The organism is Citrobacter sp. C1, assembly GCF_014596895.2.
In the GTDB taxonomy this organism is placed as follows: Bacteria; Pseudomonadota; Gammaproteobacteria; order Enterobacterales; family Enterobacteriaceae; genus Citrobacter; species Citrobacter gillenii.
Genome location: NZ_CP115035.1, coordinates 2,629,902 through 2,654,874, shown reverse-complemented (window position 1 = coordinate 2,654,874; position 24,973 = coordinate 2,629,902). Strand labels below are relative to the sequence as shown.

Below are 24,973 nucleotides of genomic sequence, written 5' to 3'. Positions count from 1 at the left end.
TATGCGTAATGTAACCGTTCTTGTCGCCTGTTTGTTTAGCGCGACGGTTTCCGCCGCGGACTCTCACGGTGAGTACATCGCCAGAATTTCAGACTGTGTAGCCTGTCACACCGCTGAGGGTGGGGACGCGATGGCAGGGGGCAAAAAGTTTCCCACGCCGGTCGGTGATATTTTCTCGACAAATATCACGCCGGACAAAACCCACGGCATCGGTAACTATTCCTACGAGGATTTTGAAAAAGCGGTGCGTCAGGGCATTGCCAAAGATGGCCATCCGCTTTACCCGGCCATGCCATATCCGTCTTACGCAAAGCTCTCCGACGAAGATGTCCAGGCGCTGTATCGCTACTTTATGCATGATGTCACGCCGTCTGCGACAGCAAATAAAGAGAATGAGATCCCCTGGCTGATTTCAGCCCGCTGGCCGCTGCATATCTGGAACTGGCTCTTTACCGACGCTCCTGCAACGGCTGCGGTAGGTAGCAACAGTACCGATCCCAGTGCCGCGCGGATCCAGCGCGGAGCTTATCTGGTTGAAGGACCCGGCCACTGTGGCTCCTGCCATACCCCGAGGGGAATGGCGATGAATGAGAAAGCCTATACTCATGCCGATGCACAGTACCTGAGCGGGGCGATGATTGACGGCTGGTATGCGCCGTCCCTTCGGGGCACCGGGATGTCTGAGCAGGAGTTAACGTCGCTGTTACTGACCGGTAAAAGCAAGCATGCTGCGGTTTCGGGTTCAATGGCTGAAGTCGTCAGTGAGAGTACGCAATACCTGACGGATGAAGATGCTGCAGCGATTGCACAGTATCTGCGGAGCCTGAAAAACGCCAAACCGGAGACGACACGAGCGGGCACCACCACGGCGTCCTGGTCGAATTCACCGCAGGCGGGAAAAGTGGTCTACAACCGTTATTGCTCGACCTGTCACGGTCTGGAAGGCAAGGGCACGGATAACAACGCGCCGTCACTGATCCACAATCCGCTGGTGATGGTTGACGATCCGACCCCGCTGTTCAGGGTGATTTCGCAGGGCGCGGAAACGCCGACCACGCGGGGCAACGTGTCGTTTAAGATGCCAGCGTATAACGGATTGCTGACCGAAGTTGAGATGCGCGATGTGATCAACTATGTACGAAAAAGTTGGGGTGAAGGCAATGGCGAGGTCAGTCAGGAGGAGCTTGCCGGACTTAAACCAGCTACACACTAAGCGTTATGCCTGATGGCGCTGCGCTTATCCGACCTATAAAAACCGTATTGTAGGTCGGATAAGACGCGTTAGTGACGCCATCCGGCAACGTTTATCCTACGTTTGCCTTGATAATGCCCGCCAACCGGGAAAACGCCGCGGCCATCTCATGTTCTTCAATACTGGCAAAACCCAGCAACAGACCGCTGCGTTTCTCTTCGTTGACGTAGTAACGTGACAGCGGTCGTACCAATAACCCCTGCGTATTCGCCAGCTGTGCAATCATGCTGTCGTCGGCATGGGCTGGCAATTGTAATATCAGATGCAGCCCGGCGTTACTGTTGAACGGTCCCAGATAATCCTCTCCGAGTTGCGTGGCGATCAGGTCCACCAGCGTCTGACGACGGCGGCTGTACAGTTGGCGCATTTTACGGATATGCGCGGCGTAGTAGCCTTCGCGGATAAACTCTGCCAGCGCGGCCTGAATCAAAAGGTGTCCGCCGCGATAGAGGTCGTTATGAACTTTCTTCAGCGGTGCAGCGAGCGGTTTGGGCAGCACAACATACCCGAGTCGGAGGGCAGGATAGAGCGTTTTGCTGAATGTGCCGATGTAGATAACTGGACTTTCTTCCTCCAGTCCTTGCAGTGAAGGAATAGGCTGCCCCGAAAAGCGAAACTCGCTGTCGTAGTCATCTTCCACGATCCAACTGCGTGTTTCACGTGCGCGAAACAGTAACTGCCGTCGCCGGCTCAGGCTCATCACCGACCCCAGCGGATACTGATGTGACGGTGTCACAAAAATCAGCTTCGGGGACACCGCTGACGACACTGGCGGTACCATGCCCTGTTCATCAACCGCCATCGCCGAGAAGTTAACCGCGTTGATGCGCAGAATATTTTTGATTCCCCAATAGCCTGGCTCTTCAATCCAGGCGTTATCGCCAGGGTTACACAGGGTGCGGGTCACCAGATCCAACGCCTGGTGAATGCCTTCGGTGATCAGTATCTGTTCAGGAGCACACCTGACGCCGCGCGCGGTACGCAAATAGTCCGCCAGCGCTTCTTTTAGTTCACCGTCGCCACCCGCCGCATCATAGGTGAGAAACTCCGGGCGCAGGCGTCTTGCCAGCCGGTCCTGAATTTTTTTAAGCGTGCGGTGGGGGAAATGTTGTACATCCGGAACGCCAGGAATAAACGCCCCCCACTGGCGCGGGCTGGCGCTGGCATTACCGAGCAGCTCCAGGCAGCGGGCGGACAGGCTGGCGCGGTCTTCTTGTGCGGGGGGCGCGTTTTTTTTATCGGGCCGTTGCGCGAGGTTGTCCAGCACGCTGTCGGTGACAAACGTGCCGCTGCTGGTACGTGCAGAAATATACCCTTCGGCTTGCAGTTGCTCATACACTCGCAAGACGGTATTGCGCGATAACGCCAGTTCGCCCGCCAGATCGCGCGAAGGTGGCATACGGGTGGCGGGTTTCAAGCTGCCTTCAAGAATGCAGCTGCAGATGGCGGCATACAAACGCCGGTGCAGTTTCTCGTCGGTTTGCTGGCTAAATGCATGCTTGATCACATCTCCGGCAAGTGAACGCATTTGGATCCTTAAAATAAAACGATTTGGCTCTCGATTAAAGTACCAGATGGCGTCTAGATTTAAAGGGTAATTCAACCCTGAATGTGTTTATGAACAAGGTGTAGAGAATGAATAATAAAAACCTGCAACAACGTCGTCTGGATGCAACCCCGCGTGGCGTGGGCGTAATGTGTGACTTTTTCGCCCAGTCGGCAGAAAACAGCACCATTACCGATATCGAAGGCAATCAATATATTGATTTTGCTGCCGGGATTGCCGTCCTGAATACTGGACACCGTCATCCTCGTATGGTGCAGGCGGTTGAAGCGCAACTTCAAGCCTTTACCCACACGGCCTATCAGATTGTCCCGTACGAAAGCTACGTCTCGCTGGCGGAGAAAATCAATGCGGCCGCGCCGATTGACGGTTTGCGTAAAACCACGTTCTTTACCACCGGCGCAGAAGCCGTCGAAAACGCGGTTAAAATTGCCCGCGCGCACACCGGCCGTCCCGGCGTGATCGCGTTTGGCGGGGGATTTCATGGCCGTACCTATATGACGATGGCGCTGACCGGCAAGGTCGCACCGTATAAAAAAGGCTTCGGGCCGTTCCCGGGATCGGTTTACCACGCACCGTATCCTTCTGAGTTGCAGGGCATCACCACCGCAGATTCGATAAAAGCCATCGAGCGTCTGTTTAAAGCTGATATCGACGCCAGCCAGGTCGCAGCGATTATCTTCGAACCTGTCCAGGGTGAAGGGGGCTTTGTGGTGGCCCCACCTGAATTCGTTGCCGCTATTCGTCGCATCTGCGATGAGCACGGTATTGTGATGATTGCCGATGAAGTCCAGAGTGGTTTTGCCCGCACCGGCGAGCTTTTTGCCATGGACCATTACGCCCACAAAGCCGATCTGATGACCATGGCGAAAAGCCTGGCGGGCGGTATGCCGCTGTCTGGCGTGGTCGGCAAAGCCGAAATTATGGATGCCCCTGCACCGGGTGGTCTGGGCGGTACCTATGCCGGTAACCCGCTCGCCGTGGCGGCCGCTCACGCGGTGCTTGATATCATTCATGATGAGCAACTGTGCCAGCGAGCAGCAGCGCTGGGTGAACAACTGCGTGCCACGCTGACCGATGCCCGTGCGTGGTGTCCGGAACTTGCCGAAGTGCGTGGGTTAGGATCGATGGTTGCCGCTGAGTTTTGTGATGCCAGCACCGGAGAGCCTTCTGCAGCCACGGCGCAACGCGTACAGAAGAAAGCCCTTGAGCAGGGACTGCTGCTGCTTACCTGCGGCCAATACGGCAACGTGATCCGTTTCCTTTACCCGCTGACCATTCCGCAGGATCAGTTCGTAAAAGCGCTGGAAATTATTAAATCCGTCACTAAATCATGATAGTGCGCGTATAGCGTCAACCCTGGCCGACGGTGGTACACATCGTCGGCTTTTTTGTTCCTGTGGGTTTCTCAACGTCAATTGATCTTTATCGGTAGAGTTACCTGATTTATTGGAAAAGCGTTGCCAGATACCTCGCTATATAATTTAATGCATATCGGTTTTTCTCCTGTCCAGATGGTGTCTATGTTAACTCTTCGTTCATTTTTGCTGGTATGCGCCAGCATGTTGTTTGCGTTTTCGGCGCAGGCAGACCGCACGATAACCGATCAGCTTGGCCGCCAGGTCACGATCCCCGATAGCGTCAATAAGGTGGTGGTGTTACAACACCAGACGCTGAATATTCTGGTTCAACTGGATGCCACGCAGGACATTGTCGGCGTGATGTCGAGCTGGAAAAAACAGCTTGGACCGGCGTTCGCCCGCTTTATGCCGACGATTACGACCCTGCCGACGCCGGGCGATCTCACCAGCGTGAATATTGAAAGCCTGCTGGCTACCCACACGCAAGTGGTGTTTGTTGCCAACTATGCACCTGCCGAGATGATTCAGCAGATTCAGAATGCCGGGATTCCGGTGGTGGCTATCTCATTACGTCAGGATGCTGCTGGCCAGCAGAACAAAATGAACCCGACTATGGCTGACGAAGAGCAGGTCTACAACGAAGGCTTAAAGCAGGGGATTCGCCTGATTGCCGACGTGGTGGGACGTAAACCGCAGGCTGAAACGCTGATCGACTACGTTTTTTCGGCCAGGGCTAAATTCAATGCGCCGGTGGCGGCGATTGCACAGGCGCAAAAAGTCCGTATCTATATGGCCAACCCCGATCTCATGACTTACGGTGCCGGAAAGTACACGGGCCTGATGATGCAGCATGCCGGAGGGCTAAACGTGGCTGCGGCGAGCGTTAAAGGCGCGCGGCAGGTTTCGCTGGAGCAGGTGTTAGCGTGGAACCCGCAGGTGATTTTTGTCCAGGACCGCTACCCGCAGGTGGTGACGGAGATCCTAAACGATCCCAACTGGCAGAACATCGATGCGGTAAAAAATCATCGCGTCTGGCTGATGCCGGAATACGCCAAAGCCTGGGGATATCCGATGCCGGAAGCGCTGGCGCTGGGTGAATTTTGGATGGCAAAAAAACTCTATCCGAATGCCTATAAAAACATCGATGTTGATGCGCAGGCACAGGATTACTACCACCGTTTTTACCGCGTGAACTGGCAGTCCGATGCCGCTAAGTAATCGCGCTTTCCCCCTGCAACCGATACTGATTACCGTGGTGCTACTGCTGGGTGTTGGTTCACTGTGTGTGGGGCAATATCCGCTGTCGCTGCGCGATGTGTTCTCACTGTTGAGCCATTACGCAGACTCGCAGGGTATGGCGCACCAGGTCGTCTGGACCGTCAGACTCCCGCGTATTTTGATGGCACTGCTGGCGGGCGGCGCGCTGGGGTTATGTGGGGCTACGCTGCAAGGCGTGTTTCATAATCCGCTGGTGGACCCGCATATTATTGGGGTGACCTCTGGCTCAGCATTTGGCGGTACGCTGGCGATTTTGCTTGGGCTTGATCCGTTCCTGATGATGGGGTCGACGTTCTTCTTTGGTCTGGCGGCGTTGATTCTGGTATATACCATTGCCGCGCTACAGGGGCTGGAAAACACGCTGGTGCTGATCCTCTCGGGCATTATTTTGAGTGGTTTTTTTGCCGCGCTGGTGAGCCTGATTCAATACCAGGCCGATACCGAAGAGACGTTACCCAGCATTGTATTCTGGCTGTTGGGCAGTTTTGCGACCGCCAACTGGCATAAAGTGTGGCTGCTGGCGGTGCCGGTCGGCATTGCGGCCATGCTGTTGTACCAGTTGCGCTGGCGAATCAACCTGTTATCACTCAACGATAAAGACGCCAAAGCGCTCGGGGTGGCGGTGGTTCCGCTGCGGCGCGGCGTGTTGCTGTGCTGCGCATTGCTGGTTGCGGCGCAGGTCTCCGTCAGCGGCAGTATTGCCTGGGTGGGTCTGGTGATCCCGCATCTGGCCCGCCTGCTGGTAGGCGTTGATCACCGTCGGTTACTCCCCTGTGCTTTCTGGCTGGGCGGCGGTTTTATGATTGTGGTGGATGATATTGCCCGCACGCTGCTACCTACGGAAATTCCTCTGGGGATCATCACCGCCTTGCTCGGTGCGCCGCTGTTTGCCTTTTTGCTGATTCAGTCCAGCCGACGGGGGATACGATGATATCTGCCGCACTTAACGTCGATCAGTTGGAGTATGGCTACCGGATGCCGTTGTTTGCGCCGCTCACGTTCCGCTGTGAGAAAGGCAATATCTGGGCCGTGCTCGGGCGTAACGGTTTGGGGAAGAGCACGTTGCTGGATACGCTGACCGGTACGCTGCCGTTGTTGGGTGGAAACATACAAAGTGAGGGGGGAATGGGTATTGTGGCGCAGCATACGCGCTTACCGTTTCCCTACACCGTTAGCGATGTCGTGCTGATGGGCCGCGCGCAGCATGTAAAGTTATTTGCTCAACCGGGCCAGCAGGATAAAAAGCGGGCGATGCAGGCGCTGGAGCAGCTCAATATTGCGCATCTTGCGTCCTGTACCTTTTGTTCACTTTCCGGCGGGCAGCAACAGTTGGTAATGATCGCCCGGGCGTTGGTCACGGATTGTCAAACGCTGTTGCTTGATGAACCCTGTTCCGCGCTGGATTTAGCTAATCAGCAGGTGGTGCTGCAGCTTATCAGCGATCTGGCGTATCGCCAGGGCTGCAGCATTCTCTTTACAACGCACGATCCGCAGCATGCACTACAGATAGCCAGTCATACGCTGCTGTTGTTGCCGCAGGGGAGATGGCTGGCGGGGCCAACTCAGGAGATTGTGACGGAAGATAATTTGTTCCAGGCGTACGGTTTACCGATGCGAAAATTTAGCGTGGACCCGCATCCGACGCCGTTTATCGCGCCGCTGTTTACCATTCATCGTTAAGTGTTTTAAAACCGGCGCTGGCCAAACATGTTTGTCCGTCGCGCGCGAGGATAAAATCAACCAGCGCTTTGACGTTTTTAGACGCCTCGAGCACCGCCAGCTGGTATTCACAGCGAATGTTATGGTCCGTGGGGATCGTTACGCAGCGAATATCGGGCTGCCCGGCAAGTGCTGTTGCATAGTGCGCGTAGCCAATAAACAAATCCGCCAGGCCCTGGCGAATAATCCACGCGCTGGCCAGTTCGCCATTTGGCACCTTAACCGTGTCACGGCCACCGACAAGGGGAATAGCGCGTTCGCGCAGGCGCTGTCCAAGGCCGGGTTCGAGCACATCGAGGCTGTCGAATAATGCCCAGGTATAATCCCCGGAAGGGTCACAGCCGGGGGTTGAGGTGCCAATACGCAGGGTTGGATCTCGCAGTAACTCCAGCCATTCGCCGGTTTTGCGGGTGGTGAGGCTCAGTTGGTTCCAGCAAAAGGTATGCGCGGACAGTGCCCTACCGCTGGCCAGCAACTGCTGCGGATGTGCACGATTGGCCGAGGCAAATAAGGCACAAGGTTCACCGGCTTCTATACGTTCGCGTAATAATCCGGCCGGGCCGTATTCCACACAAACGTCAATTCCGCTTAGAGACGTGAACTGGTTTAGCAGCGGGGTAAAGGCCAGCCGTAAACTGCCAGCAGCGAAGAGCGTGATGGGGCATGACATAATGTAGCGAGTCCTGAATTCGAGGTCCGAAATGAATGATAGACATCTTAAACGTCATCATATTGTATATGACCAACTATTCGATGCAAATGGCAATAATTATCTGGGTAATAATTTTTTTAAGATATTAACAATTGAATTAATGATTAGCTGTACCCGGAAAGGCTGCTGTGTCTTTTTACTGTAAATCACAAACAGATCCAGATGGGTGGAGAAGTTATCAGGAAGTGTAGGGACCAGACCGTCGATATCTGTTTCTTTAATGATCAACTCGGGCATAAATAAATAACCAAGACCCGCTTTGGCGAGTTCGATTGCGGCATACGAGTTATCGCAGGCAAAATCACCGCTAATGATTATCTTTCTTATTTCTTTATGTGAGTCGTCATTTATATACCAGATGTTATGATTGTCTTCCATATGTGAGAAAAAAAGTATACAGGGACTGTGTCCATAATCTTCAATGGAGTGGATCGGATATCTCGCAATCATGTCGCGGGTGCCATATATATTGGCCGGAATCGATGCGATATTTCGCGCAATAAGTTCGTCATTGTCGGGCAATGAATGCGTAAACAAGATGTCGCAGTCATCACTAAAAGGGACGCCAAGGGTAAATTCAGCGTTGCTGAGGTTACTGGTGGTCAGCATTAATTTAATTTCCGGATGCTGCGCTTTCAACCCAGGAATGACGTACTTGGAGATAAATAACAGCTGACCGGTAGGGGCATGGATCCTGACAAACCCATCAGACGCCAGCTTATAGGCCATTGTAAACTTCTGGATATCTTCACATGACTTCATGTGTTTTTTGACGTAGGGGAGAAGCTCTTCACCGAAACGGGTCAATTTTATCGGCCGACAAGAGCGATCGAACACGGAGAATCCAAAACGGTCCTCCAGTTGTTGTAAGGTTCTACTGATATTGGGTTGCGCAATTTTTAGCGTTTCCGCAGCCAGACTCAAACTACGGGTACACGAAAGTTCATAAAGGATACGGAGTTCGTTATCGTTAAAGCTGATTTTCTGGACCACTGAGACCTCAGATATGCCTTGTGAATATTATCTGTATACATTCCCGCACGGCTTCGGCCAGTGTCTTTTGAAATTGAATGTATACAGTCCAGCCAACAAAAATAGCGCAGGCATGTTACGTGAACATACCTTTTAAACGGTTGCACAATAATATTTTAACCAATTCTTATCCATTAAAAGATAGCATGGTTTGTGTAAGAAAACAAAAAAGCAAAATGCGAAAATTACAATGAATAAACGTGTTGTTACGGGGTTCATGACTATTTTGATAATGGGTGGGCGGTAGATAAAGCCTGTTTCTACCCATTTTAAGGTTACTGCAGGAGTGTAGGTAACGCATTATATCTATTACGCATAATGTTATGCACATTGTTTGCGAGACGCATGAGGTGAATCTGACTAGAATACCGCGCAAATTTATGGTCACAGGCTGGATTCAGGGATAACGAGTTAATACTTAAGCAAATTTTACCGAATGAATAACGTTTTATTCACTTTTATTACAAATTAAACCCTGAGCCCTCTGTAAAAGTTGCACACTTATTATGATCGAAAGAACTGCATGGCTTTGCCTGATTGTACACCTGTCGATCATTACGACGCCGGTACTGGCAACAATAACAAGCGAACCTCAATCGTCGCAATGGCAAAGCGAATTACTTGCACGACCTTCTGTCGTATATGTGCTTCAGGCCGAAGAAACGACGGATTCCGTTGCCGAACGCTTAGGTCTGACAACCACCCAACTGCGCTATTTCAACCAATTCAGAACATTTAACAAACCGTTTGAACAATTAGGTCAGGGTGATGAGCTTGATATTCCGGCCCCAGCCTCCGGTGGGAATAAGGCGGCAGGCGAGAGTGACAAGCTACACCAGGAACAGGAAAACGACACCGGGGTTAAACGCCTTGCCAGCGGTGCTTCGGGCCTGGCGAATATTCTGGAAAATGGCGATGCGGCACAAGCGGCCAGCGGTCTGGTCCGTTCGGAAATTAACAGTAAAGCGAATGAAACAGTCACTGGCTGGTTAGGGCAGTTTGGCACGGTACGGGCGCAGTTGAATGTCGGCGAACAGTTTTCCCTTGATGACAGCAGCGTAGATTGGCTGGTGCCGGTATATGAAACACAGACGAATGTCTTATTCACCCAACTGGGTTATCAGAATCAGGACGACCGTAATACGCTGAACGTTGGCGTGGGCGTACGTCATTTCAGCCATGACTGGATGCTGGGATTTAATACCTTTTATGACGCCGATTTGAGTGGCGATCATCGTCGCCTTGGCGTTGGGGCTGAACTGTGGCGCGACTATTTTCAACTTGCTACCAACGGGTATTTCAGACTGTCTGACTGGAAGGCCTCGAAAGACGTGGAAAATTATGACGAACGCCCGGCGAACGGTTTTGATGTCAGAGTGCAAGGTTGGTTGCCTGACTATCCGCACCTTGGCGGCAAGTTTATCTATGAGCAGTATTTTGGCGATGAGGTCGGGCTGTCTGGCGAAGACGAACGTGAGAAAAATGCCTGGGCCTTCACGACCGGTATCACCTGGACGCCGTTCCCACTGATGACGCTGGGTATTGAGCAGAGTATGGAAAAGGGTGATGAGCGAGACACCAGCGTGCAAATGGAGCTGGCGTGGCGACCGGGTGAAACCCTGGAGTCTCAACTTTCGCCTGATGAAGTGGCCTCTCTGCGCGAGCTGGAAGGTAGCCGCTACAGCCTGGTTGATCGTAATAATGTCATCACTCTGGAATATCAGGCACAGGATCTTGTGCAGTTGACGCTTTCTGAAGAGGCGATTCAGGACGCTGAATATACGGTGCATACGATTTCGACCGATGTCACGAGTGAATACCCGCTGGCGCAGGTCACCTGGGATAACGCGGCCTTTCTGGCGGCTGGCGGAGAGTTTCGCGAGCTGAGCGTGAATATGTTTTCACTGACATTGCCTCCTTACCAACGCTCGCCATCCTCAGACGGGACGGCAAACCAGTATCGCGTCGTTGCGATGGCAGAGGATACCGAAGGGAATACCAGTAATGCCCAGACCTTGCTGATTGAGGTTCTACCCGTAAATCTGGCGTTTGGCGATGCGTTACAGGTCACCGGTAACGGTGCGCCCGCTGATGGTAAAACGCCGGTTACTGTGACCGCAACCCTGGTCGATGATGACGGCAAACCGGTTAGCGGAAAAAATATCACCATGGGAATGACATTCGCCGACGGCAGTATCACCGCTGAGGATGTGATGAGCGATGCGGCTGGGCGGGCGATGTACAGCGTGGTCTCTCACGTTGCGGGTCAGGCAACGGCGACGGCCAGGGTGCATGAACTGAGCCAGAGCGCGAAAGTATTGTATAGCCAGGCGAATTCGGGTGTCGATGAAATGTACTCGGTGTTGCTGGTGAACCCGGCGGTGATTCGGGCCGATGGCGAAGATGTTGCTGAAATGACCTACAAAGCCAATAACAGCGAGGGCGAGCCGGTAACGGGCCTCGAGAACGTGTCGTTTCAGGTGTCCGGTGTGCCCAATACCACCTCCACAGTAGTGCGTGAAGTCGCGCCGGGTATCTATCGTGCAAAGTTGAGCGGTATTCATGCCGGGAAAGGCGTGGTGCAGGTTATGCAGGGAAATGTTGTGGCGAAGACCTTGCGCCGTCCGGTTACCCTCATCTCCACCGGTAACCCTGTCGACCCGCAGCAATCTTCTTTAAATGCGACGCCGGGAAGAATATCCGCCAATGGTAACGCGGAATCGACTCTGGTTCTGCAGTTAACCGACAGCAGCGGGAACCCACTGAAAGAAAAAAACGTCCGATTTACCAGTAGCCTCGCCGGAACGACGATCGGCAACGTCACTAACCGGGAGGATGGTACGTATACCGCCACATTGACGGGTACCGCAACCGGAAACGCAAAAATAAGGACGCATGTTAATGGGTTTCTGACCACTATCGCGCCGACGGTGGTCAAGCTGGTACGTGATGACAATTCGGTCAGTCTTGAGGCTGTGGTGGTGCTTGACGATCATGCGCTGGCGGATGGTGTAGATGAGAATGTCATCAAAGTCACCACCTTTAACGCGGATGGGACGCCTGCTGCGGGTGAAACCGTACGACTGTACGCGAACAATCATGCGGATATTCCCCCAGCAGCCACCACCGATGCTAACGGTGAGGCCTCGGTGTCGTTGACCAGTCGGGTCGCGGGTGAGGTCACGGTGATTGTCGAACTTAACGGCAGCACAGAGGAAGTTGAAACGAGTTTTGCCGTTGATGATGACAGCCTGGATCCAGCGAAATCTCAACTGAATGTCGTCCCTGAACGTATTGAAGCGAATGGCAATGCTGAATCATTTATTCACTTTTTATTAAGGGATCAGCAGGGCAACCCGGTTACCGGGCAAAAAGTGACCTTCACCAGTCCTCTGGAGGGCACGACTATCAGTCAGGCTAAGGATAACCATAACGGCCTGTATAAAGCGTCGTTATCTGGCGTAACAGCGGGCGTGGCCGAGATTTCTGTCAACGTGAATGACCATCACTTTGCGGTTACTCCAGTGAGCGTTACGCTCACGCCAAAAGTGGGTGAGGCCGGGCAGGGCGTCACGCAGGTGGTGGCAGACAATGCGCCGGCCAATGGCAGATCGGCGAATCAGGTGAAGGTCACCATACACCATGCGGATGGGCGTCCGGCCAGCGCGCAGGCGGTGCGATTCGTGGCGACTAACGGGGCGGCAGTACCCACCTCGGTGATGACTAATAGCGAAGGCGAAGCAATGGCCATGGTGACCAACCGCATCGCCGGAAAATCCGTGGTGTCGGTGATGTTAAACGGACATGTCCAGCAGGTTGAACTCACCTTTCTGTCTGATGAAGGCAGCGCCACCATTTTCCCTGGCGACCTGCGCATCATAGCGGACAACGCATTAGCTAACGGCACTGCTGAAAATAAAGTCAGCGCGACCGTCAGGGATGCGTTTGGTAATCCTGTGGCGGGGCAGCAGGTGAAATTTAAGGCCAGCCACGGCGTACGTGCTTCTGCACAGGGTGTGACCGATGCGAACGGCGTGATAACAGCGACCCTGACGAGCACTGCTGCGGGACGCAGCGAGGTTGTGGCGCTAATTAATCGTCGCGGCGAGCACGTGTCGGTTAATTTTGCCCCCTTTGCATCATCGGTGAAAGTGCTACGCAATGGGCAAGCGCTGACCACCCATCCGCAGGTGGGCGACCGTTTATCCGCTGTCGTCATGTGCGGTGAAATTGTCTGCGAGGAGCAGCCAGAACATTTTCAGTGGCAGGGGGAAACCGCTGCAGGCAGTAACCAGTTCACCGCGATTCCACAGGCGACGGGCCGTATCTATGTTGTGTCTGGCGAATGGCAAAAACGTGCTTTGCGCGTGGAAACACAAGAATCACCCTGAAACCCGTAATTTCCCGGCTGACGCCTTAATCCCTTTTTATTATTGAGTACGCAAATGAAACGCAAAAACTTTACCTTAACCGCCAGTAGCGCGATGTTAATCCTGTCATTTCCCGCCCTGGCCGTCTTGTCCGATCCAACCGATACCGTAAAAGGACGCGTGCCGGTTATCACCCAGAGCACGATTGTTTCTGCTGATACCAACAGCAACGGCGTCTTCGACATTGGCGATGTGATTTCCATCAGCCAGCAAGGCGCGTTCAGCGACCCGGACGGGGATGCAGAATCGCAAAGAACCTTTCAGTGGCAGGCGGATGGGGCAGATATTTCGGGCGCCACCAGTGATACCTACACCGTGACGGCGAGTGATTTAGGCAAAAAGATCACCGTGTTGGTTACGCCGCATACTGATCCAACGATAACCGATCCGGATACCGGTATCGCAGTTGCGTCAAATGAGCTGTCAGCGGCTTCTGCATCAACGCCGATCGCCGTACAGATTGATGGCGCAGTGAATGGCTTCCCGCAGGTTGATACTGAACTTAGCGCCGTCGTACAACTGGCTGACGGCAGCGCCGGTGATGCTGGCACCTACCAGTGGAAGATTGAGACCGCGATTGGTTCTGGCGTATACCAAAATATTCCTGGTGCGAACGGTAAGACTTACAAACCGGTAGCCGGGGATCAGAAACGTAAGATACAGATCGAGGTGAATTAATGTCACCCATTGTGCAGCAGCGAAGTGTTCAAGCGCTGCTGCGTATAATCGCCGTTCATTCGGATTGCCAGAGCTATGAAGCTGAATAGTGTCGCGCTCACTCTGCGCAGCGCCGCGGGTGTGCTGGTTGTTTTTGTCGCCACGGAAGCCCTGGCGGTGACAGCACAGACCGAGACGGTAAAAGGACGCCCGCCCGTGGCCGGTCAACTGCAGGTGATTAACACCTCTGCGCCGGGATTAAATCCGGCTCAGGGAGATACGCTGGAGATTGCGTATCAACTTCACGATCCTGATGGTTTGCAGGAAAGTCCATCAGAGACCCTGTTTCGCTGGTTGGCCGACGAGCAGGTAATCTCAGGGGCGAATGAGCGTCTTTACACGCCCGGCCCCGCGCAGAATAAACGCTACCTGACGGTTAAGGTGTTGCCGGTTGAGATTGAACCTTCCGATCCCGACCGACCGGATGCGCCTTTTGTCAGCCCAAACGCGAACGCGCCGGTGCTACCCGCGCGAGCAGACTTGTCGGCCGCGTTTCATTATGCTTCGCCAGCGCTGCGCTGGGGGGATGCGTATATGCACTGTGCGAACAACGGCATGCGTTTACCAGATGAGGGCGATCTGCAGGATATGTTTGTGACCTATACTCGGGCAAATCGTGTGGGGCAAGATTCTAAAGGCGATTTACGGCATACCTATGGCATTGCTGGACGTAACGCTATCTGGACGACACGCGCGCTCAATGATACGCACCATGCGGTGATTAATGCTTTTACCGATGGGCGTAGTAGCGCGGCGGCAAACGCCAGCAGACAGACAGTGGTGTGCGCGCAAACCGGTACGCCGGACACGCTCCCGGCGATCGTCAATTTAGCGATACCGGCGCCCCGCGAAGGGGAAGATGTCACGCTTTCCTATCTTTATCAGGGGAATGAGACGATTCCCGACCGGTCGCGTTTTCAGTGGTTTCGTGCGGATAACGCCGCAGGAACGGCCAGAAAAACGGCAATTCCAGGCGCGGTTGAAAAAAGTTATACCCCCGTTGCAGAGGATGTAAATCGCTATCTGGTGGTGGAAGCCACGCCAGCAAGCTATGACACGGTAATGGGGACAATGGTCAGTACGGTCAGCGAGCAAGTGGCACCAGGCGGCAGCAACGTCCTCCCTGGGAACACGACTATTCACGTCAATGGCGCCACGTTTGATACCGACAGCGGTTTTCCTCGCAGCGGATTGGTTGGTGCCAGCTTCCAGTTGCGCATGAATGGCAATGCTGCCAGCAACCGGGAGTATTCCTGGCATGACGATCGTTCGTGGTTAAGCGTGGATGATAAGGGTGTGGTGACGTTTAACCGTCGGCCTGAAGGCGCAGAGAAAACTGCCACCATTACCATACGGTCGAAAAATGACGGTGGGTCTTATGCTTATACCTTCACGGTCACGAAGTGGTTAATCACTGACGGCAATCCAACAGGATTTAATAATGACTGGTGTGGTAAACAAGATGATGGCTATCGTCGGCCGACTGCAGAGGAATCGACCCGCAACGGCGAGCGAGCGGCTTCAACCGGACGCTGGTGGAGCGAGTGGGGGCCGTTGTACAACTTTGGTGGCAACTGGGTCAACGCACCTTACTGGATAGATGAACTGGGCAGTAAAAATACGTTGAATATGAGTAACGGGATAGTGACGAATAGCAGGAAAAGCAGTCATGTGGTCTGTATAGCGGATGTGAATTAAGGCGTTTTTCTTAACGGATGGTTGCCTGTAAGACGGTGAGGAAAGCAGGCAGCCACAGCCAATTGTTGAAGGCCAAATAGCAATTACGTAAGAGTGTTTTTTTGAAAAACAAGAAAGTATAGAGAAAGACGAGAGAGTAAGCACCAAATCAACGGGAATTGATTTGGTGCGTCCGAGTGGACTCGAACCACCGACCCCCACCATGTCAAGGTGGTGCTCTAACCAACTGAGCTACGGACGCAAGATGGTGCGTTCAATTGGACTCGAACCAACGACCCCCACCATGTCAAGGTGGTGCTCTAACCAACTGAGCTATGAACGCAACGTTGTAGGTGACAACGGGGACGAATATTAGCGGCACAGACCGAATGAGGCAAGAGGGAAATTGTGTTTTTCTGCATGTTTTCACGCGATTGCAGAGTAATTAAGCAAGTTGATTATATTTTGTTGATTTTGCAGCGTGTTTTTTATTCACCCGATCCTTTGGGTGCACAAGTCAGGCGTGCGGGGGAGAATCAGAACCACTCCAGTAAGTCCCGAATGTCGCGAACATCCGGGGCTTTTTGCTGTTATGGCGAGTCGTTACAGCCGGTATTTTTATGTCTGGCCCAGTCGACCATGCCCTGAAAGTCAACAATGACCACCGACTCATCCCCGACGACCCAGGCATCGTGCCCTGGAGGGATGCGTGACAGATCGCCGGGGCGGCAATCAAATTCACTGCCATCGTCCATTTTTACCCGCAGCACCCCGGCTACGTGGTATTGAAAATGCGGGGCTTCACAACTCTTTGTTCCCGCTATCGACTGGATCGATGTCGCCCATCGCCAGCCGGGCTCCAGCACCGCACGTCCGACGATGGCTCCGCCGATATTGAGAAGTTCCAGTCGTCCATTCGCAAACTCGCGAACCTCATCTGGTATATCGAATGATTTCACATCTGCTTTGTCCATTGCGCACCTCCTTAGCTTGATTACGCACATGGCCGCTCTTCAATTATATCAGCCTGGTTGTTTTTTGTTCGGTTTCACCATGGGGAATTCTGCAACAGGACCTACCCGTAGACCGGGTTTAAGCCGTGCCCGGATTAGCGTAAAATGTCCGCTTTCTGCCGCAACGCTACTGGCTAACTCAACCAAGTGAATTTTTGATGAAAAATAATCCGACGCTCTCCCTGATGTGTTTTCAGATGCTGGAATCTGGCGCGAGTCGCCGTACGGTGAAAAGGGCTCTGACATCCCGCCGTGTCAAGGGACGTCAGGCTGTGGTGCTGCTCTGCAAGCAAGAGATGGCGCTGCTGAGAAGCGGGAAATTGCGCGTGTCAGAAAACGGGTAATCCCAGCCCACACTTCACTTCCCTTACTGTTTTCTGCGTGACGTCGTGCGCCCGCTCGCTCCCTTTTTGCAATAGCGCCATCAACATGCCCTTATCCTGGATGTAGGTCGCACGGCGTTCTCGCATGGGGGCAATGAGTTCTTGTAAACACACCTCCAGCTCATTTTTACAGGTTTTATCCCCCAGCCCGCCTTGTTGATAGTTCGCTTTCATCTCCGCAACTTTTGCTTTGTTCGGGTGAAATGCGTCCAGATATGTGAACACTATATTGCCGTCTATCTGCCCCGGGTCGGTCACTTTTAAATGGTGAGGGTCGGTGTACATGGCGCTGACCGCGCGATGAATGGCCTCTTCGCTGGCAGAAAGGAGCAACGTATTGCCAAGTGATTTCGACATTTTGGCGTTGCCGTCGATACCCGGGAGGCGGCTGGTTTCGCTGAGCATTGCCTTACAATGCTGTAAAACGGGAGTCGGTAACAGGCTGTTCATCTTATGTACAATTTCGTTAGTCTGCTCGAGCATCGGTAATTGATCGTCGCCGACGGGAACAACGTTGGCTTTGAAGGCCGTAATATCTGCCGCCTGGCTGATCGGGTAAACCAGGAAACCAACCGGCAAAGAGCGGGTGAACCCTTTTTGCATAATTTCATTTTTTACCGTTGGGTTACGCTCTACGCGCGCCACGGTAACAATGTTCATATAAAGCGCAGTCAGTTCAGCAAGCGCCGGTAGAGCAGACTGCAAGCAAATTGTCGTGAGTGAAGGATCAATCCCCGCGGCAAGATAATCGGCGAGCACTTCGGGGATGTTATTGCGGATCTTTTGCGGATTGCTGCCGTTATCGGTAAGCCCCTGAAGATCCGCGACCAGCACAAATTGTTGATAATCACGTTGCAGGGCAACACGCTGGCGTAGCGAGCCAACAAAGTGGCCGAGATGTAATGGGCCGGTTGGGCGATCGCCAGTAAGAATAATGGTTTTGTTGTTCATGCCAGACTCCTTAGTCATCAAACCGAAAGGGGTCTTTCAAATGCAAATAACCGCCTTTCGGCGGTTATTTAAAATGGGGAAAACACATTCTGGCCGCCTTTAAGAAGGCTGCCACCACAGGTTGTTATTAACGCTGTTTACATCGTGTTTTGTATTCATTTAATGAACATATCATGGTGTGATGAAGAGGTAAAGCCATGCACGCTGCGAGCTGATTGGCGTGACAACCGTTGTTATCGCGCGTTCTCACGCAACTGTACTTTACCTGTCAGATACGTTGTGGCTTGACCACCAATATGGACACGATCGCCCACTAACTTGCAGCGTAAATCCCCGCCGCGCTCGGACACCTGGCGTGCCAGCATCTGTGTTTTGTTCAGTTTCTCAGCCCAGTATGGAATGAGCATGCTATGTGCCGAACCTGTGACAGGGTCTTCCGCAACGGCCTCGCCTGGGCAGAAGAAACGACTGACAAAATCGTATTCCCCATCGCCTGGCGCCGTAATGCAGACCATTTTTCCCAGCGGAAGCATAGCGTGAATATCCGGGCGTACTGCTGCAATCTGCTGCTGATTCTCCATAACGACCATGTAATCACGTGCCACGCGGACTTCTTTGTATTCCGTGATACCCAGCGTTTCCAATAGTAAAGGCGGCGGTATAACCGATTCGGTATTCCAGGCGGGGAAATCAAGCGTCAGCCATTCGCCACTGCGGGTCACGGTCAGCGGGCCAACAAATCGGGTTTCGAAGTGAATTGTGGTGTCCGGGTAGTCAAGATGTTCAAAGATGACGTGTGCAGCAGCCAGTGTGGCATGCCCGCATAAATTGATTTCACCCTGAGTGGTAAACCAACGTAGCTCAAAGCCGCTATCGGTGGTGACAAAGAAGGCGGTTTCTGACTGGTTATGTTGCTGAGACATTTTTAATAATATCTCATCGGGCAACCATTCTGTAAGAGGACACACTGCGGCGGCATTGCCACCAAAAGTGGTGTTGGTAAAGGCATCTATCATGTAAAAATCAATGTGCTTCATCGTATAGTCCTCTTGTTGTTCTCCGGTCATCTCACGCTCTACCATGCCATGACAACGTGCAATTTCGTATTGGTTTATGCTCTTGCAGGCAATAACATATCGCGATATGCCCGCGTTTAGCTCGCTTGCAGCATACCGAAGCTCACGATTCGCGATCGGCCCAACTCTTTGGCGCGATACAGGGCCACGTCAGCGGCGCGCAGCAGGTTGTCGCTTTGGGCGTGCTGTGGGTAGCTGGCAACGCCAATAGACACGTCGATATGGCTGATGTCCGACGTCCCAAAGCGCAGCGTAAGCGCATGCACGCCGTTGTAGATGTCCGTCGCCATGCGGTTAGCCTCTTCTTCACCCATGCCGCTGAGCAGGACCAGAAACTCTTCACCACCGTAGCGGAACGCCATCCCACTGTCGCGTATGGCGCGCTGAATAATCGCGGCAACGCCCTTGATAACGCCATCGCCCGCCTCGTGGCCGAACCGATCGTTGACATCTTTGAAGTGATCAATATCAATCATCAGGCAACTGATGGGTGTCTGATTATGTATCGCCTGGCCCATCTGGGTGCGCAAAGTGTCTTCCAGATGATGGCGATTGCGCAGACCGGTCAGCGGGTCGTAGAGTGCTTTTTCCAGTAACGCATCGCGCAGACGCTGATTGGCTAATGCCAGACCGAGCGCTTCTGCCATCAGTTCCAGATACGCGCGGGAAGGCGCGGTATCATCGCTGAGATTCTGAAATGAGAGCAGGCCGATAGCCTCACCTTGAGCAATCAACGGCACACACAGCGTGTGATCCTGACATGACTCTGGCAGATGGTAGCAGGCGATGTCCGGCTCGCCGTGGACCGGGGGATGACTCTGCCCGCGACGCACGGCCCAGCATTCGTCCGGGTGGAAGGCATCTGCTTTTCCCTGCGGAGAAAGCCACTCAGCGACGCAGCGCATCTGCCACGGTTCCCGGTCAAGAATGTAGAGGCGTCCGGCGACACCGGGAGCAATATTCGGCGCGAACAGTTGTGCAACATTGATAACGTCAGCGAAGTTCTCACAGCCCTGTAAGCGCTGAGTCATCCGTGCCAGCAGTTCGCGTATCGCCCAGTCGGCGTCACGCTCTTTCTCCAGCCGCTGCCGTACCAGGCCGTTCTCGCGAAAAATGCGGATGGCCTGTGCCATATCGCCGATTTCATCAATCTGGTTAAAGTTAGGTGTTTCAACCGCGTAATCCTGCGAGGCCAGTCGATGAACGACGTCGCTCAGTCGCACGACGGGGCGTAGCACCCGACGTTTTAAAATAAAGCCGAGGACAAACAAAAACAGCAGTGCCGTCAGTCCGACCATCACTTCAGACAGCGTGCGCAGTGTACGGGACGTCTGCGTGGCGTCCTCAATGGCGTTGCGGGCGCGGCTGTCGAGCATCTGGCGGAAATGGTCTATTTTATCCTGCGTCCGTTCGAGCTCCTGCTCATAGGATTTACCGAAGAGCAGGGCGATAGCCTGCGCCTGCTCTCCGCGCGCGACGCTTTCGATCGCCGTCTGTTGTTCGTTCTGTAGCGTATCAACAATTTGCAATCCCTCGTGCAGGAGCGCCAATTCTTCCCCTGATGCTCCGGTATCCTTCAGTTTCGTCAATCGGTGCTCAACGGCTTTTAGCGAGGTCTCTTTCTGTTGGTAGGCTTGCAACGCATCAGGATCTTTACTGACCACATACAGGCGCGCCAGATCGGACAGTGACCAGGCGTCAATTTCAACTTCTTCGGTCAGCTGATCGAATATATACCGCTGTTCTACCGCCTGTCGTTCGGTGTTATCGGCGTTTGACGCCATTAGCATGACCACGCCGGAGGCGAGGGTCAGGCATACCGTCGCACTGTAGGCCCAGTTGGTGATTGTGGCTATTCGCACCTGTTTATTCCTTTTGCGACGAGTAATGAATGTGCATGATTGAAATTATAGAAAACGTATGATTTTGCGTGACAATAAAAAGGCGACCCCGTGGTCGCCCTTTGTTATCGTCATACCGTTATAAATCTGGAGGATTTTTTCCTTCTTCCATAAAGTCTTTATCGATCTCCTCCACGTTGCCCTCGTGATCGCGCCCGGATAACAGATTCCAGCAGGCAAGGAACAGTGCCGCGATCAACGGGCCAATGACAAACCCGTTAATACCGTAAATCTCCATCCCGCCGAGGGTGGAGATCAAAATTAGATAATCGGGCATCTTGGTGTCTTTGCCCACCAGCAATGGGCGCAAAATATTGTCTACCAGCCCGACGATAATGACGAAGAATCCGACGATAAACAGTCCTTGCCACAACTGCTGTGTGGCAAAGAGGAAAATTGCCGCGGGTACCCAGACAATGGCTGAACCCACTGCAGGCACCAGTGAGAGAAACGCCATCAATGCGCCCCACAGAACGCTGCCGTCGATGTCCACAATGGCAAAAGCAATGCCACCGAGTGTGCCCTGAACCACCGCGACCACCGCTGTGCCTTTTACCGTGGCACGGGTGACACCGACAAATTTGGCAAACAGGTGCTGTTTAGCGAAATCGGTCAGCGGTAAAGAATCCAGAATCTGACGCACCAGGTACGGCCCGTCCTTGAGCAGGAAAAACAGCAGATACAGCATGATGCCAAAGCTGATGGCAAAGCCGAATGTCCCTTTGCCAATCAGGAATGCACTGCCGGCGAGGTACTGCCCGCCCTGTAATGCAACATCGGAGAGCTTTTGCTGAATTTGTGCCACGTTATCCAGATGGTGGTCCGCAAGGAATCCTCTGGCCCAGTCAGGGAGATACGACAGGATCGCGGTGACGACTTCCGGGAACTGCGTGTCGTTCTGTTGCAGCTTGCTGTACACCACGTTCAGTTCGATAGCCAGTGATGACAGGATCACCATCAGGGGAATAAAGACAATCAGGCAGATAATGCCAATGGTGATAAGCGACGCCAGCCCGTTGCGATCGCCCAGCGCACTGCGCAGTTTGTTTTTCACCGGATTAAAAATAGTGGTTAATATCGCGGCCCACAGAATGGCGGAAAAGTAAGGGGACAGCACATCAAAGAACGCCCACGTCACCAGGGCGAGAATGAAAATGAAAAAACCTTTGGTCAGTCCGTTAAAACGCATTAGTGGATCCTGTAAATAAGAAGCAGTCCCGACTATAGAACTGTTCAGCGGATTTACCAACCTGCAACTGTCGGCGTGCCAGGGCACGCTGAGCGAAATGGACGCGAGTCTACCGGGGTTTATTCATGTCCGGTGTTTACTCGTTTACCAATATCTTTGAGCTGAGAATACTTTTCCAGCAACTGCGGAGCATCATCCAGGCTCATGGCAAACATCCACATATAGGTCATCACAGAGTAAATGTGACCCGCATCAGCCCCGCCGCCGAACGTCATGATGAGGATCGTCATGCCAAATAACAGAGCGACCACAATGCCAATGGACAAGTAACCCAGCGCCTCACGGTCGGATAAACAAATACGCAGCCTGGACAACAGGCGGTAATGTTTGCCGAGCGGGGAGGCGGCGGCACTATTGACCATGGCTATCTCTTTTTCGAGTCGATTATTTAATCGCAGGAAAAGCGCTTCGTTTTTGCGCGTATAGCTGCTCAGGAACAGTGAAAAAAAACCAAGAATGACAAGGCAGGCCACACCCGTCCACAACTCTATAACCAGCAGCATGATGGCAGCCCCCAGAATAGAGGCGATCGAGGTGATCAGCGCAGGCAGATGCTTTTCAAAAAAATCGACGAACTCGCGGGAAAGCGCGACCCGTGCTGCAATGGTCGAGGTATTTTGATTGTCCCGACGTTGAGCGAGAATGACGGGAACAGCCAACTCAGCATAGATCCGGGTAAATGTACGGGTATCAACACTCCGACGAGCCGCCCCTATGGCCCACATAATAAAGACCACAACTGCATAAAAAACCGCGTGTAAGGCGTTACCCGCAATAATTGCATTGATGGCAAAGCCGGCCATTAGCGGATACAGCAGATACGTCAGGTTCTCGGCAACTACGAGAAGAAATGTGACCAGGAGTTTTTTACGGTGGCGGCGGGCCAGAGACTTAAGCGTGCCAACTGCACTGTATAAGGATGTGGATTTATCGTGACTCTTCAGGCTTATCATTATCTGTGATTCTGTTAAAATTAATAATTGAGCGGTTGCTCAATTATTGCAGGTCGAGTGTATTTGAGCGGTTGCTCAAAGTCAATGCGGGGTGAATTGATGAAAAAAAAGACAGAAGAGTTGAGAGTACGAATTCTGGATGGCGCGGTGGCGCTGTTTATCGAAAAAGGGATAGAGAAGGTGACAACCCGGGAGTTGACGGAACATCTCGGCCTTTCTCGCAGCCATATCTATCACTACTTTAAGGACTGGCAGTCACTGTGCCTTGCCGCGCTGGAAAGATTTATGCAACAAGAGCTGGACGATTTAGCCGAATCGTTAGCCGGGCGCGAACCTCACGAAAAGTTAAGTGTATTGATCAAATACTACCTTCCTGAAGGTCCGGATGCCGTCTGGCAGCTTTATGACTCTTTATGGCGTCTGGCGAGCCATGACGCCGCTTACGCAGAGCTTGCAGAGCGCAATATGAATTGCTGGATGGAAATGATCGCCGACATTATTCGTGAAGGTGTGGGGTTGAAAGCGTTCCGGGCGCTGGATGCCGAACGTGTTACACGCCAGTTCGTTGCCATGCTTAACGGGTACTCAGAGAACCTGATTATTCATCCTTCACCTGAAAAATGTCAGTTGGCCAGCGACGATCTCCACGACTTTATCAGGCAGATGTTGTAAAGCTGTATAGTTCGCGCGTAGCCAATGTTCAGAAAGGCGAAAAAGGATAGAGCTGATACACCGCTACCATCACGGAGATGCTCAATAATACGCTGATGATAAAGTAGGTTTTGAATGGCTGTTTTTGTGTTTTGTGGCGAAAGAGTTGCTGACCTGCTATCGCGCCGGGCCATCCGCCGACAACGCCAAACATCAGTAATGTGAACTCTGGCACTCTGCGCCAGGCTTTTCGCGCCGCCATTTTGTCCATGCCGTAAATCACCAGCGTCAGTACGTTGGCGAGCAGTAACCATATAATAAAGGGATGAGATGTAAACAGGCTGCCGATCGCGGCGAGGATCAGCAGCAAATAACAACCGCGATTGAGATTCATAGTATTCGCCACAGCCATTTCCAGAGAGTATCGACCCTGCATTGTACGCAATACCCACGGTGAGCTGAACCCCTGTCGGAAGCCGTAACCATAACCTGTTACTCATAAACCTTACTGGAATAATGTTCTATTCTAAAATTTGTCTTTTTAATACCACACTTGTGCGCAAGGACGCTCACAAATAAAAATACGCGATGCCAATTGACTTACATCAATCTTTAGTCCTATTTTTACTACTCCTTTAGAGATAAATACGCATCCCTCTTTAAGGGGTTGTTACAGATATGGACAGAGATGATAGAGGGTTATTGCTAAGAGGAGATACTTGACGAGTGGGGAAATTGAAAAGTTAATGACTGGGAAGGTGTGAATGTATACATTAATATATTATAAACCGATTTTTATTATATATCGTAATGTATTGTCAGTGCTAATAATTAAAGTGAGCATAGTGTAATGCAGATTCACTTTTATGTATTCAATGCCACCATATTTTCCTTTCAATATCACTGTGTCTTCTCATCGTTCTTCTGATTTCCCACTTGTTATGATAACTTTCATATGAAGTAAATGCGCTAAATAGATGCTGCTTTTAACATTTAACGAACAAATTTCAAGGTGTTTTCAGCCGTTGACTTGAATTTACCAGACGGTCATATT

General features: G+C 52.5%; 20 protein-coding genes and 2 tRNA genes. 10 read left to right on the top strand and 12 right to left on the bottom strand.

Going from position 1 to position 24,973, the window contains the following annotated elements; all coding sequences use genetic code 11:
- Position 1: 1 nt before the first annotated feature.
- Positions 2 to 1,213 carry a cytochrome c gene (locus IB214_RS12800; RefSeq protein ID WP_117343039.1) on the top strand — a complete coding sequence of 404 codons (1,212 nt, stop codon included), beginning with the start codon at positions 2 to 4 and terminating at the stop codon, positions 1,211 to 1,213.
- A gap of 91 nt (positions 1,214 to 1,304) precedes the next feature.
- Here the strand turns inward: IB214_RS12800 and IB214_RS12795 are convergent, their stop codons facing one another.
- Complete coding sequence (locus IB214_RS12795; RefSeq protein WP_117343040.1) at positions 1,305 to 2,780, bottom strand: PLP-dependent aminotransferase family protein; 1,476 nt, start codon at positions 2,778 to 2,780, stop codon at positions 1,305 to 1,307.
- Positions 2,781 to 2,887: 107 nt separating this feature from the next.
- Here IB214_RS12795 and puuE point away from each other — a divergent pair, with 107 nt between their 5' ends.
- The 4 genes from puuE to IB214_RS12775 all read left to right on the top strand — a co-directional run bounded on the left by puuE (position 2,888) and on the right by IB214_RS12775 (position 7,135).
- Complete coding sequence (gene puuE / locus IB214_RS12790; RefSeq protein WP_117343041.1) at positions 2,888 to 4,153, top strand: 4-aminobutyrate transaminase; 1,266 nt, start codon at positions 2,888 to 2,890, stop codon at positions 4,151 to 4,153.
- Positions 4,154 to 4,339: 186 nt separating this feature from the next.
- The gene (locus IB214_RS12785) at positions 4,340 to 5,395 is read left to right on the top strand and encodes an ABC transporter substrate-binding protein (RefSeq protein WP_117343042.1); all 1,056 of its coding nucleotides are present in this window, start codon (positions 4,340 to 4,342) and stop codon (positions 5,393 to 5,395) included.
- Positions 5,382 to 6,386 carry an iron ABC transporter permease gene (locus tag IB214_RS12780; protein WP_117343043.1) on the top strand — a complete coding sequence of 335 codons (1,005 nt, stop codon included), beginning with the start codon at positions 5,382 to 5,384 and terminating at the stop codon, positions 6,384 to 6,386. The genes IB214_RS12785 and IB214_RS12780 overlap by 14 nt, the downstream gene beginning before the upstream one ends.
- Positions 6,383 to 7,135: an ABC transporter ATP-binding protein gene (locus IB214_RS12775; protein WP_117343044.1), complete on the top strand. Its 753-nt coding sequence runs from the start codon at positions 6,383 to 6,385 to the stop codon at positions 7,133 to 7,135. Before IB214_RS12780 ends, IB214_RS12775 begins: the two co-directional genes overlap by 4 nt.
- On the opposite strand, the gene IB214_RS12770 is transcribed toward IB214_RS12775, so the two are convergent.
- Both IB214_RS12770 and IB214_RS12765 read right to left on the bottom strand, forming a co-directional pair.
- Complete coding sequence (locus IB214_RS12770; RefSeq protein WP_117343045.1) at positions 7,119 to 7,844, bottom strand: substrate-binding domain-containing protein; 726 nt, start codon at positions 7,842 to 7,844, stop codon at positions 7,119 to 7,121. The genes IB214_RS12775 and IB214_RS12770 overlap by 17 nt on opposite strands.
- Before the next feature lie 99 nt (positions 7,845 to 7,943).
- Positions 7,944 to 8,879, bottom strand: coding sequence for a LysR family transcriptional regulator (locus tag IB214_RS12765; RefSeq protein ID WP_115258594.1), 936 nt, complete (start codon positions 8,877 to 8,879; stop codon positions 7,944 to 7,946).
- A 545-nt stretch (positions 8,880 to 9,424) separates the two neighbouring features.
- Here IB214_RS12765 and IB214_RS12760 point away from each other — a divergent pair.
- The 3 genes from IB214_RS12760 to IB214_RS12750 all read left to right on the top strand — a co-directional run bounded on the left by IB214_RS12760 (position 9,425) and on the right by IB214_RS12750 (position 15,763).
- Complete coding sequence (locus IB214_RS12760; protein WP_117343046.1) at positions 9,425 to 13,309, top strand: inverse autotransporter beta domain-containing protein; 3,885 nt, start codon at positions 9,425 to 9,427, stop codon at positions 13,307 to 13,309.
- 54 nt (positions 13,310 to 13,363) lie between these two features.
- The gene (locus IB214_RS12755) at positions 13,364 to 14,026 is read left to right on the top strand and encodes a ZirU family protein (RefSeq protein WP_223240221.1); all 663 of its coding nucleotides are present in this window, start codon (positions 13,364 to 13,366) and stop codon (positions 14,024 to 14,026) included.
- 75 nt (positions 14,027 to 14,101) lie between these two features.
- Positions 14,102 to 15,763 carry a hypothetical protein gene (locus IB214_RS12750; RefSeq protein ID WP_117343047.1) on the top strand — a complete coding sequence of 554 codons (1,662 nt, stop codon included), beginning with the start codon at positions 14,102 to 14,104 and terminating at the stop codon, positions 15,761 to 15,763.
- A gap of 164 nt (positions 15,764 to 15,927) precedes the next feature.
- On the opposite strand, the gene IB214_RS12745 is transcribed toward IB214_RS12750, so the two are convergent.
- The 3 genes from IB214_RS12745 to IB214_RS12735 all read right to left on the bottom strand — a co-directional run bounded on the left by IB214_RS12745 (position 15,928) and on the right by IB214_RS12735 (position 16,716).
- Positions 15,928 to 16,004 (bottom strand) — tRNA-Val (locus tag IB214_RS12745).
- Positions 16,005 to 16,008: 4 nt separating this feature from the next.
- Positions 16,009 to 16,085, bottom strand: a tRNA-Val gene (locus tag IB214_RS12740).
- Between the two features lie 247 nt (positions 16,086 to 16,332).
- On the bottom strand, positions 16,333 to 16,716 hold the full coding sequence (locus IB214_RS12735) for a cupin domain-containing protein (RefSeq protein ID WP_115258590.1): 384 nt from the start codon (positions 16,714 to 16,716) through the stop codon (positions 16,333 to 16,335).
- Positions 16,717 to 16,913: 197 nt separating this feature from the next.
- Between IB214_RS12735 and IB214_RS12730 the strand changes: the two genes are divergently transcribed.
- Positions 16,914 to 17,099: a hypothetical protein gene (locus tag IB214_RS12730; RefSeq protein ID WP_115258589.1), complete on the top strand. Its 186-nt coding sequence runs from the start codon at positions 16,914 to 16,916 to the stop codon at positions 17,097 to 17,099.
- On the opposite strand, the gene trpS is transcribed toward IB214_RS12730, so the two are convergent.
- The 5 genes from trpS to IB214_RS12705 all read right to left on the bottom strand — a co-directional run bounded on the left by trpS (position 17,085) and on the right by IB214_RS12705 (position 23,268).
- Positions 17,085 to 18,089: a tryptophan--tRNA ligase gene (trpS, locus tag IB214_RS12725; RefSeq protein ID WP_117343048.1), complete on the bottom strand. Its 1,005-nt coding sequence runs from the start codon at positions 18,087 to 18,089 to the stop codon at positions 17,085 to 17,087. The genes IB214_RS12730 and trpS overlap by 15 nt on opposite strands.
- A gap of 233 nt (positions 18,090 to 18,322) precedes the next feature.
- Positions 18,323 to 19,126 carry a PhzF family phenazine biosynthesis protein gene (locus IB214_RS12720; RefSeq protein ID WP_117343120.1) on the bottom strand — a complete coding sequence of 268 codons (804 nt, stop codon included), beginning with the start codon at positions 19,124 to 19,126 and terminating at the stop codon, positions 18,323 to 18,325.
- A gap of 116 nt (positions 19,127 to 19,242) precedes the next feature.
- Positions 19,243 to 21,027 (bottom strand): diguanylate cyclase, encoded by a 1,785-nt coding sequence (locus IB214_RS12715; RefSeq protein WP_117343049.1) that lies wholly within the window; start codon positions 21,025 to 21,027, stop codon positions 19,243 to 19,245.
- A gap of 118 nt (positions 21,028 to 21,145) precedes the next feature.
- Entirely contained in the window at positions 21,146 to 22,255 is a 1,110-nt protein-coding gene (locus IB214_RS12710; protein WP_117343050.1) for an AI-2E family transporter, read from the bottom strand.
- A gap of 119 nt (positions 22,256 to 22,374) precedes the next feature.
- Complete coding sequence (locus IB214_RS12705; protein WP_181505844.1) at positions 22,375 to 23,268, bottom strand: ABC transporter six-transmembrane domain-containing protein; 894 nt, start codon at positions 23,266 to 23,268, stop codon at positions 22,375 to 22,377.
- Between the two features lie 99 nt (positions 23,269 to 23,367).
- Here IB214_RS12705 and IB214_RS12700 point away from each other — a divergent pair, with 99 nt between their 5' ends.
- The gene (locus IB214_RS12700; protein WP_115258586.1) at positions 23,368 to 23,940 is read left to right on the top strand and encodes a TetR/AcrR family transcriptional regulator; all 573 of its coding nucleotides are present in this window, start codon (positions 23,368 to 23,370) and stop codon (positions 23,938 to 23,940) included.
- A 28-nt stretch (positions 23,941 to 23,968) separates the two neighbouring features.
- On the opposite strand, the gene IB214_RS12695 is transcribed toward IB214_RS12700, so the two are convergent.
- Positions 23,969 to 24,313 (bottom strand): DUF1294 domain-containing protein, encoded by a 345-nt coding sequence (locus IB214_RS12695; RefSeq protein ID WP_117343122.1) that lies wholly within the window; start codon positions 24,311 to 24,313, stop codon positions 23,969 to 23,971.
- Between the last annotated feature and the right edge of the window lie 660 nt (positions 24,314 to 24,973).

What these genes read in the sequence shown, in the direction of transcription:
- IB214_RS12800 (WP_117343039.1), top strand. Translation starts at nt 2, where the DNA reads ATGCGTAATGTAACCGTTCTTGTCGCCTGTTTGTTTAGCGCGACGGTT.
- IB214_RS12795 (WP_117343040.1), bottom strand. Translation starts at nt 2,780, where the DNA reads ATGCGTTCACTTGCCGGAGATGTGATCAAGCATGCATTTAGCCAGCAA.
- puuE (WP_117343041.1), top strand. Translation starts at nt 2,888, where the DNA reads ATGAATAATAAAAACCTGCAACAACGTCGTCTGGATGCAACCCCGCGT.
- IB214_RS12785 (WP_117343042.1), top strand. Translation starts at nt 4,340, where the DNA reads ATGTTAACTCTTCGTTCATTTTTGCTGGTATGCGCCAGCATGTTGTTT.
- IB214_RS12780 (WP_117343043.1), top strand. Translation starts at nt 5,382, where the DNA reads ATGCCGCTAAGTAATCGCGCTTTCCCCCTGCAACCGATACTGATTACC.
- IB214_RS12775 (WP_117343044.1), top strand. Translation starts at nt 6,383, where the DNA reads ATGATATCTGCCGCACTTAACGTCGATCAGTTGGAGTATGGCTACCGG.
- IB214_RS12770 (WP_117343045.1), bottom strand. Translation starts at nt 7,844, where the DNA reads ATGTCATGCCCCATCACGCTCTTCGCTGCTGGCAGTTTACGGCTGGCC.
- IB214_RS12760 (WP_117343046.1), top strand. Translation starts at nt 9,425, where the DNA reads ATGATCGAAAGAACTGCATGGCTTTGCCTGATTGTACACCTGTCGATC.
- IB214_RS12755 (WP_223240221.1), top strand. Translation starts at nt 13,364, where the DNA reads ATGAAACGCAAAAACTTTACCTTAACCGCCAGTAGCGCGATGTTAATC.
- IB214_RS12750 (WP_117343047.1), top strand. Translation starts at nt 14,102, where the DNA reads ATGAAGCTGAATAGTGTCGCGCTCACTCTGCGCAGCGCCGCGGGTGTG.
- IB214_RS12735 (WP_115258590.1), bottom strand. Translation starts at nt 16,716, where the DNA reads ATGGACAAAGCAGATGTGAAATCATTCGATATACCAGATGAGGTTCGC.
- IB214_RS12730 (WP_115258589.1), top strand. Translation starts at nt 16,914, where the DNA reads ATGAAAAATAATCCGACGCTCTCCCTGATGTGTTTTCAGATGCTGGAA.
- trpS (WP_117343048.1), bottom strand. Translation starts at nt 18,089, where the DNA reads ATGAACAACAAAACCATTATTCTTACTGGCGATCGCCCAACCGGCCCA.
- IB214_RS12720 (WP_117343120.1), bottom strand. Translation starts at nt 19,126, where the DNA reads ATGAAGCACATTGATTTTTACATGATAGATGCCTTTACCAACACCACT.
- IB214_RS12710 (WP_117343050.1), bottom strand. Translation starts at nt 22,255, where the DNA reads ATGCGTTTTAACGGACTGACCAAAGGTTTTTTCATTTTCATTCTCGCC.
- IB214_RS12705 (WP_181505844.1), bottom strand. Translation starts at nt 23,268, where the DNA reads ATGATAAGCCTGAAGAGTCACGATAAATCCACATCCTTATACAGTGCA.
- IB214_RS12700 (WP_115258586.1), top strand. Translation starts at nt 23,368, where the DNA reads ATGAAAAAAAAGACAGAAGAGTTGAGAGTACGAATTCTGGATGGCGCG.
- IB214_RS12695 (WP_117343122.1), bottom strand. Translation starts at nt 24,313, where the DNA reads ATGAATCTCAATCGCGGTTGTTATTTGCTGCTGATCCTCGCCGCGATC.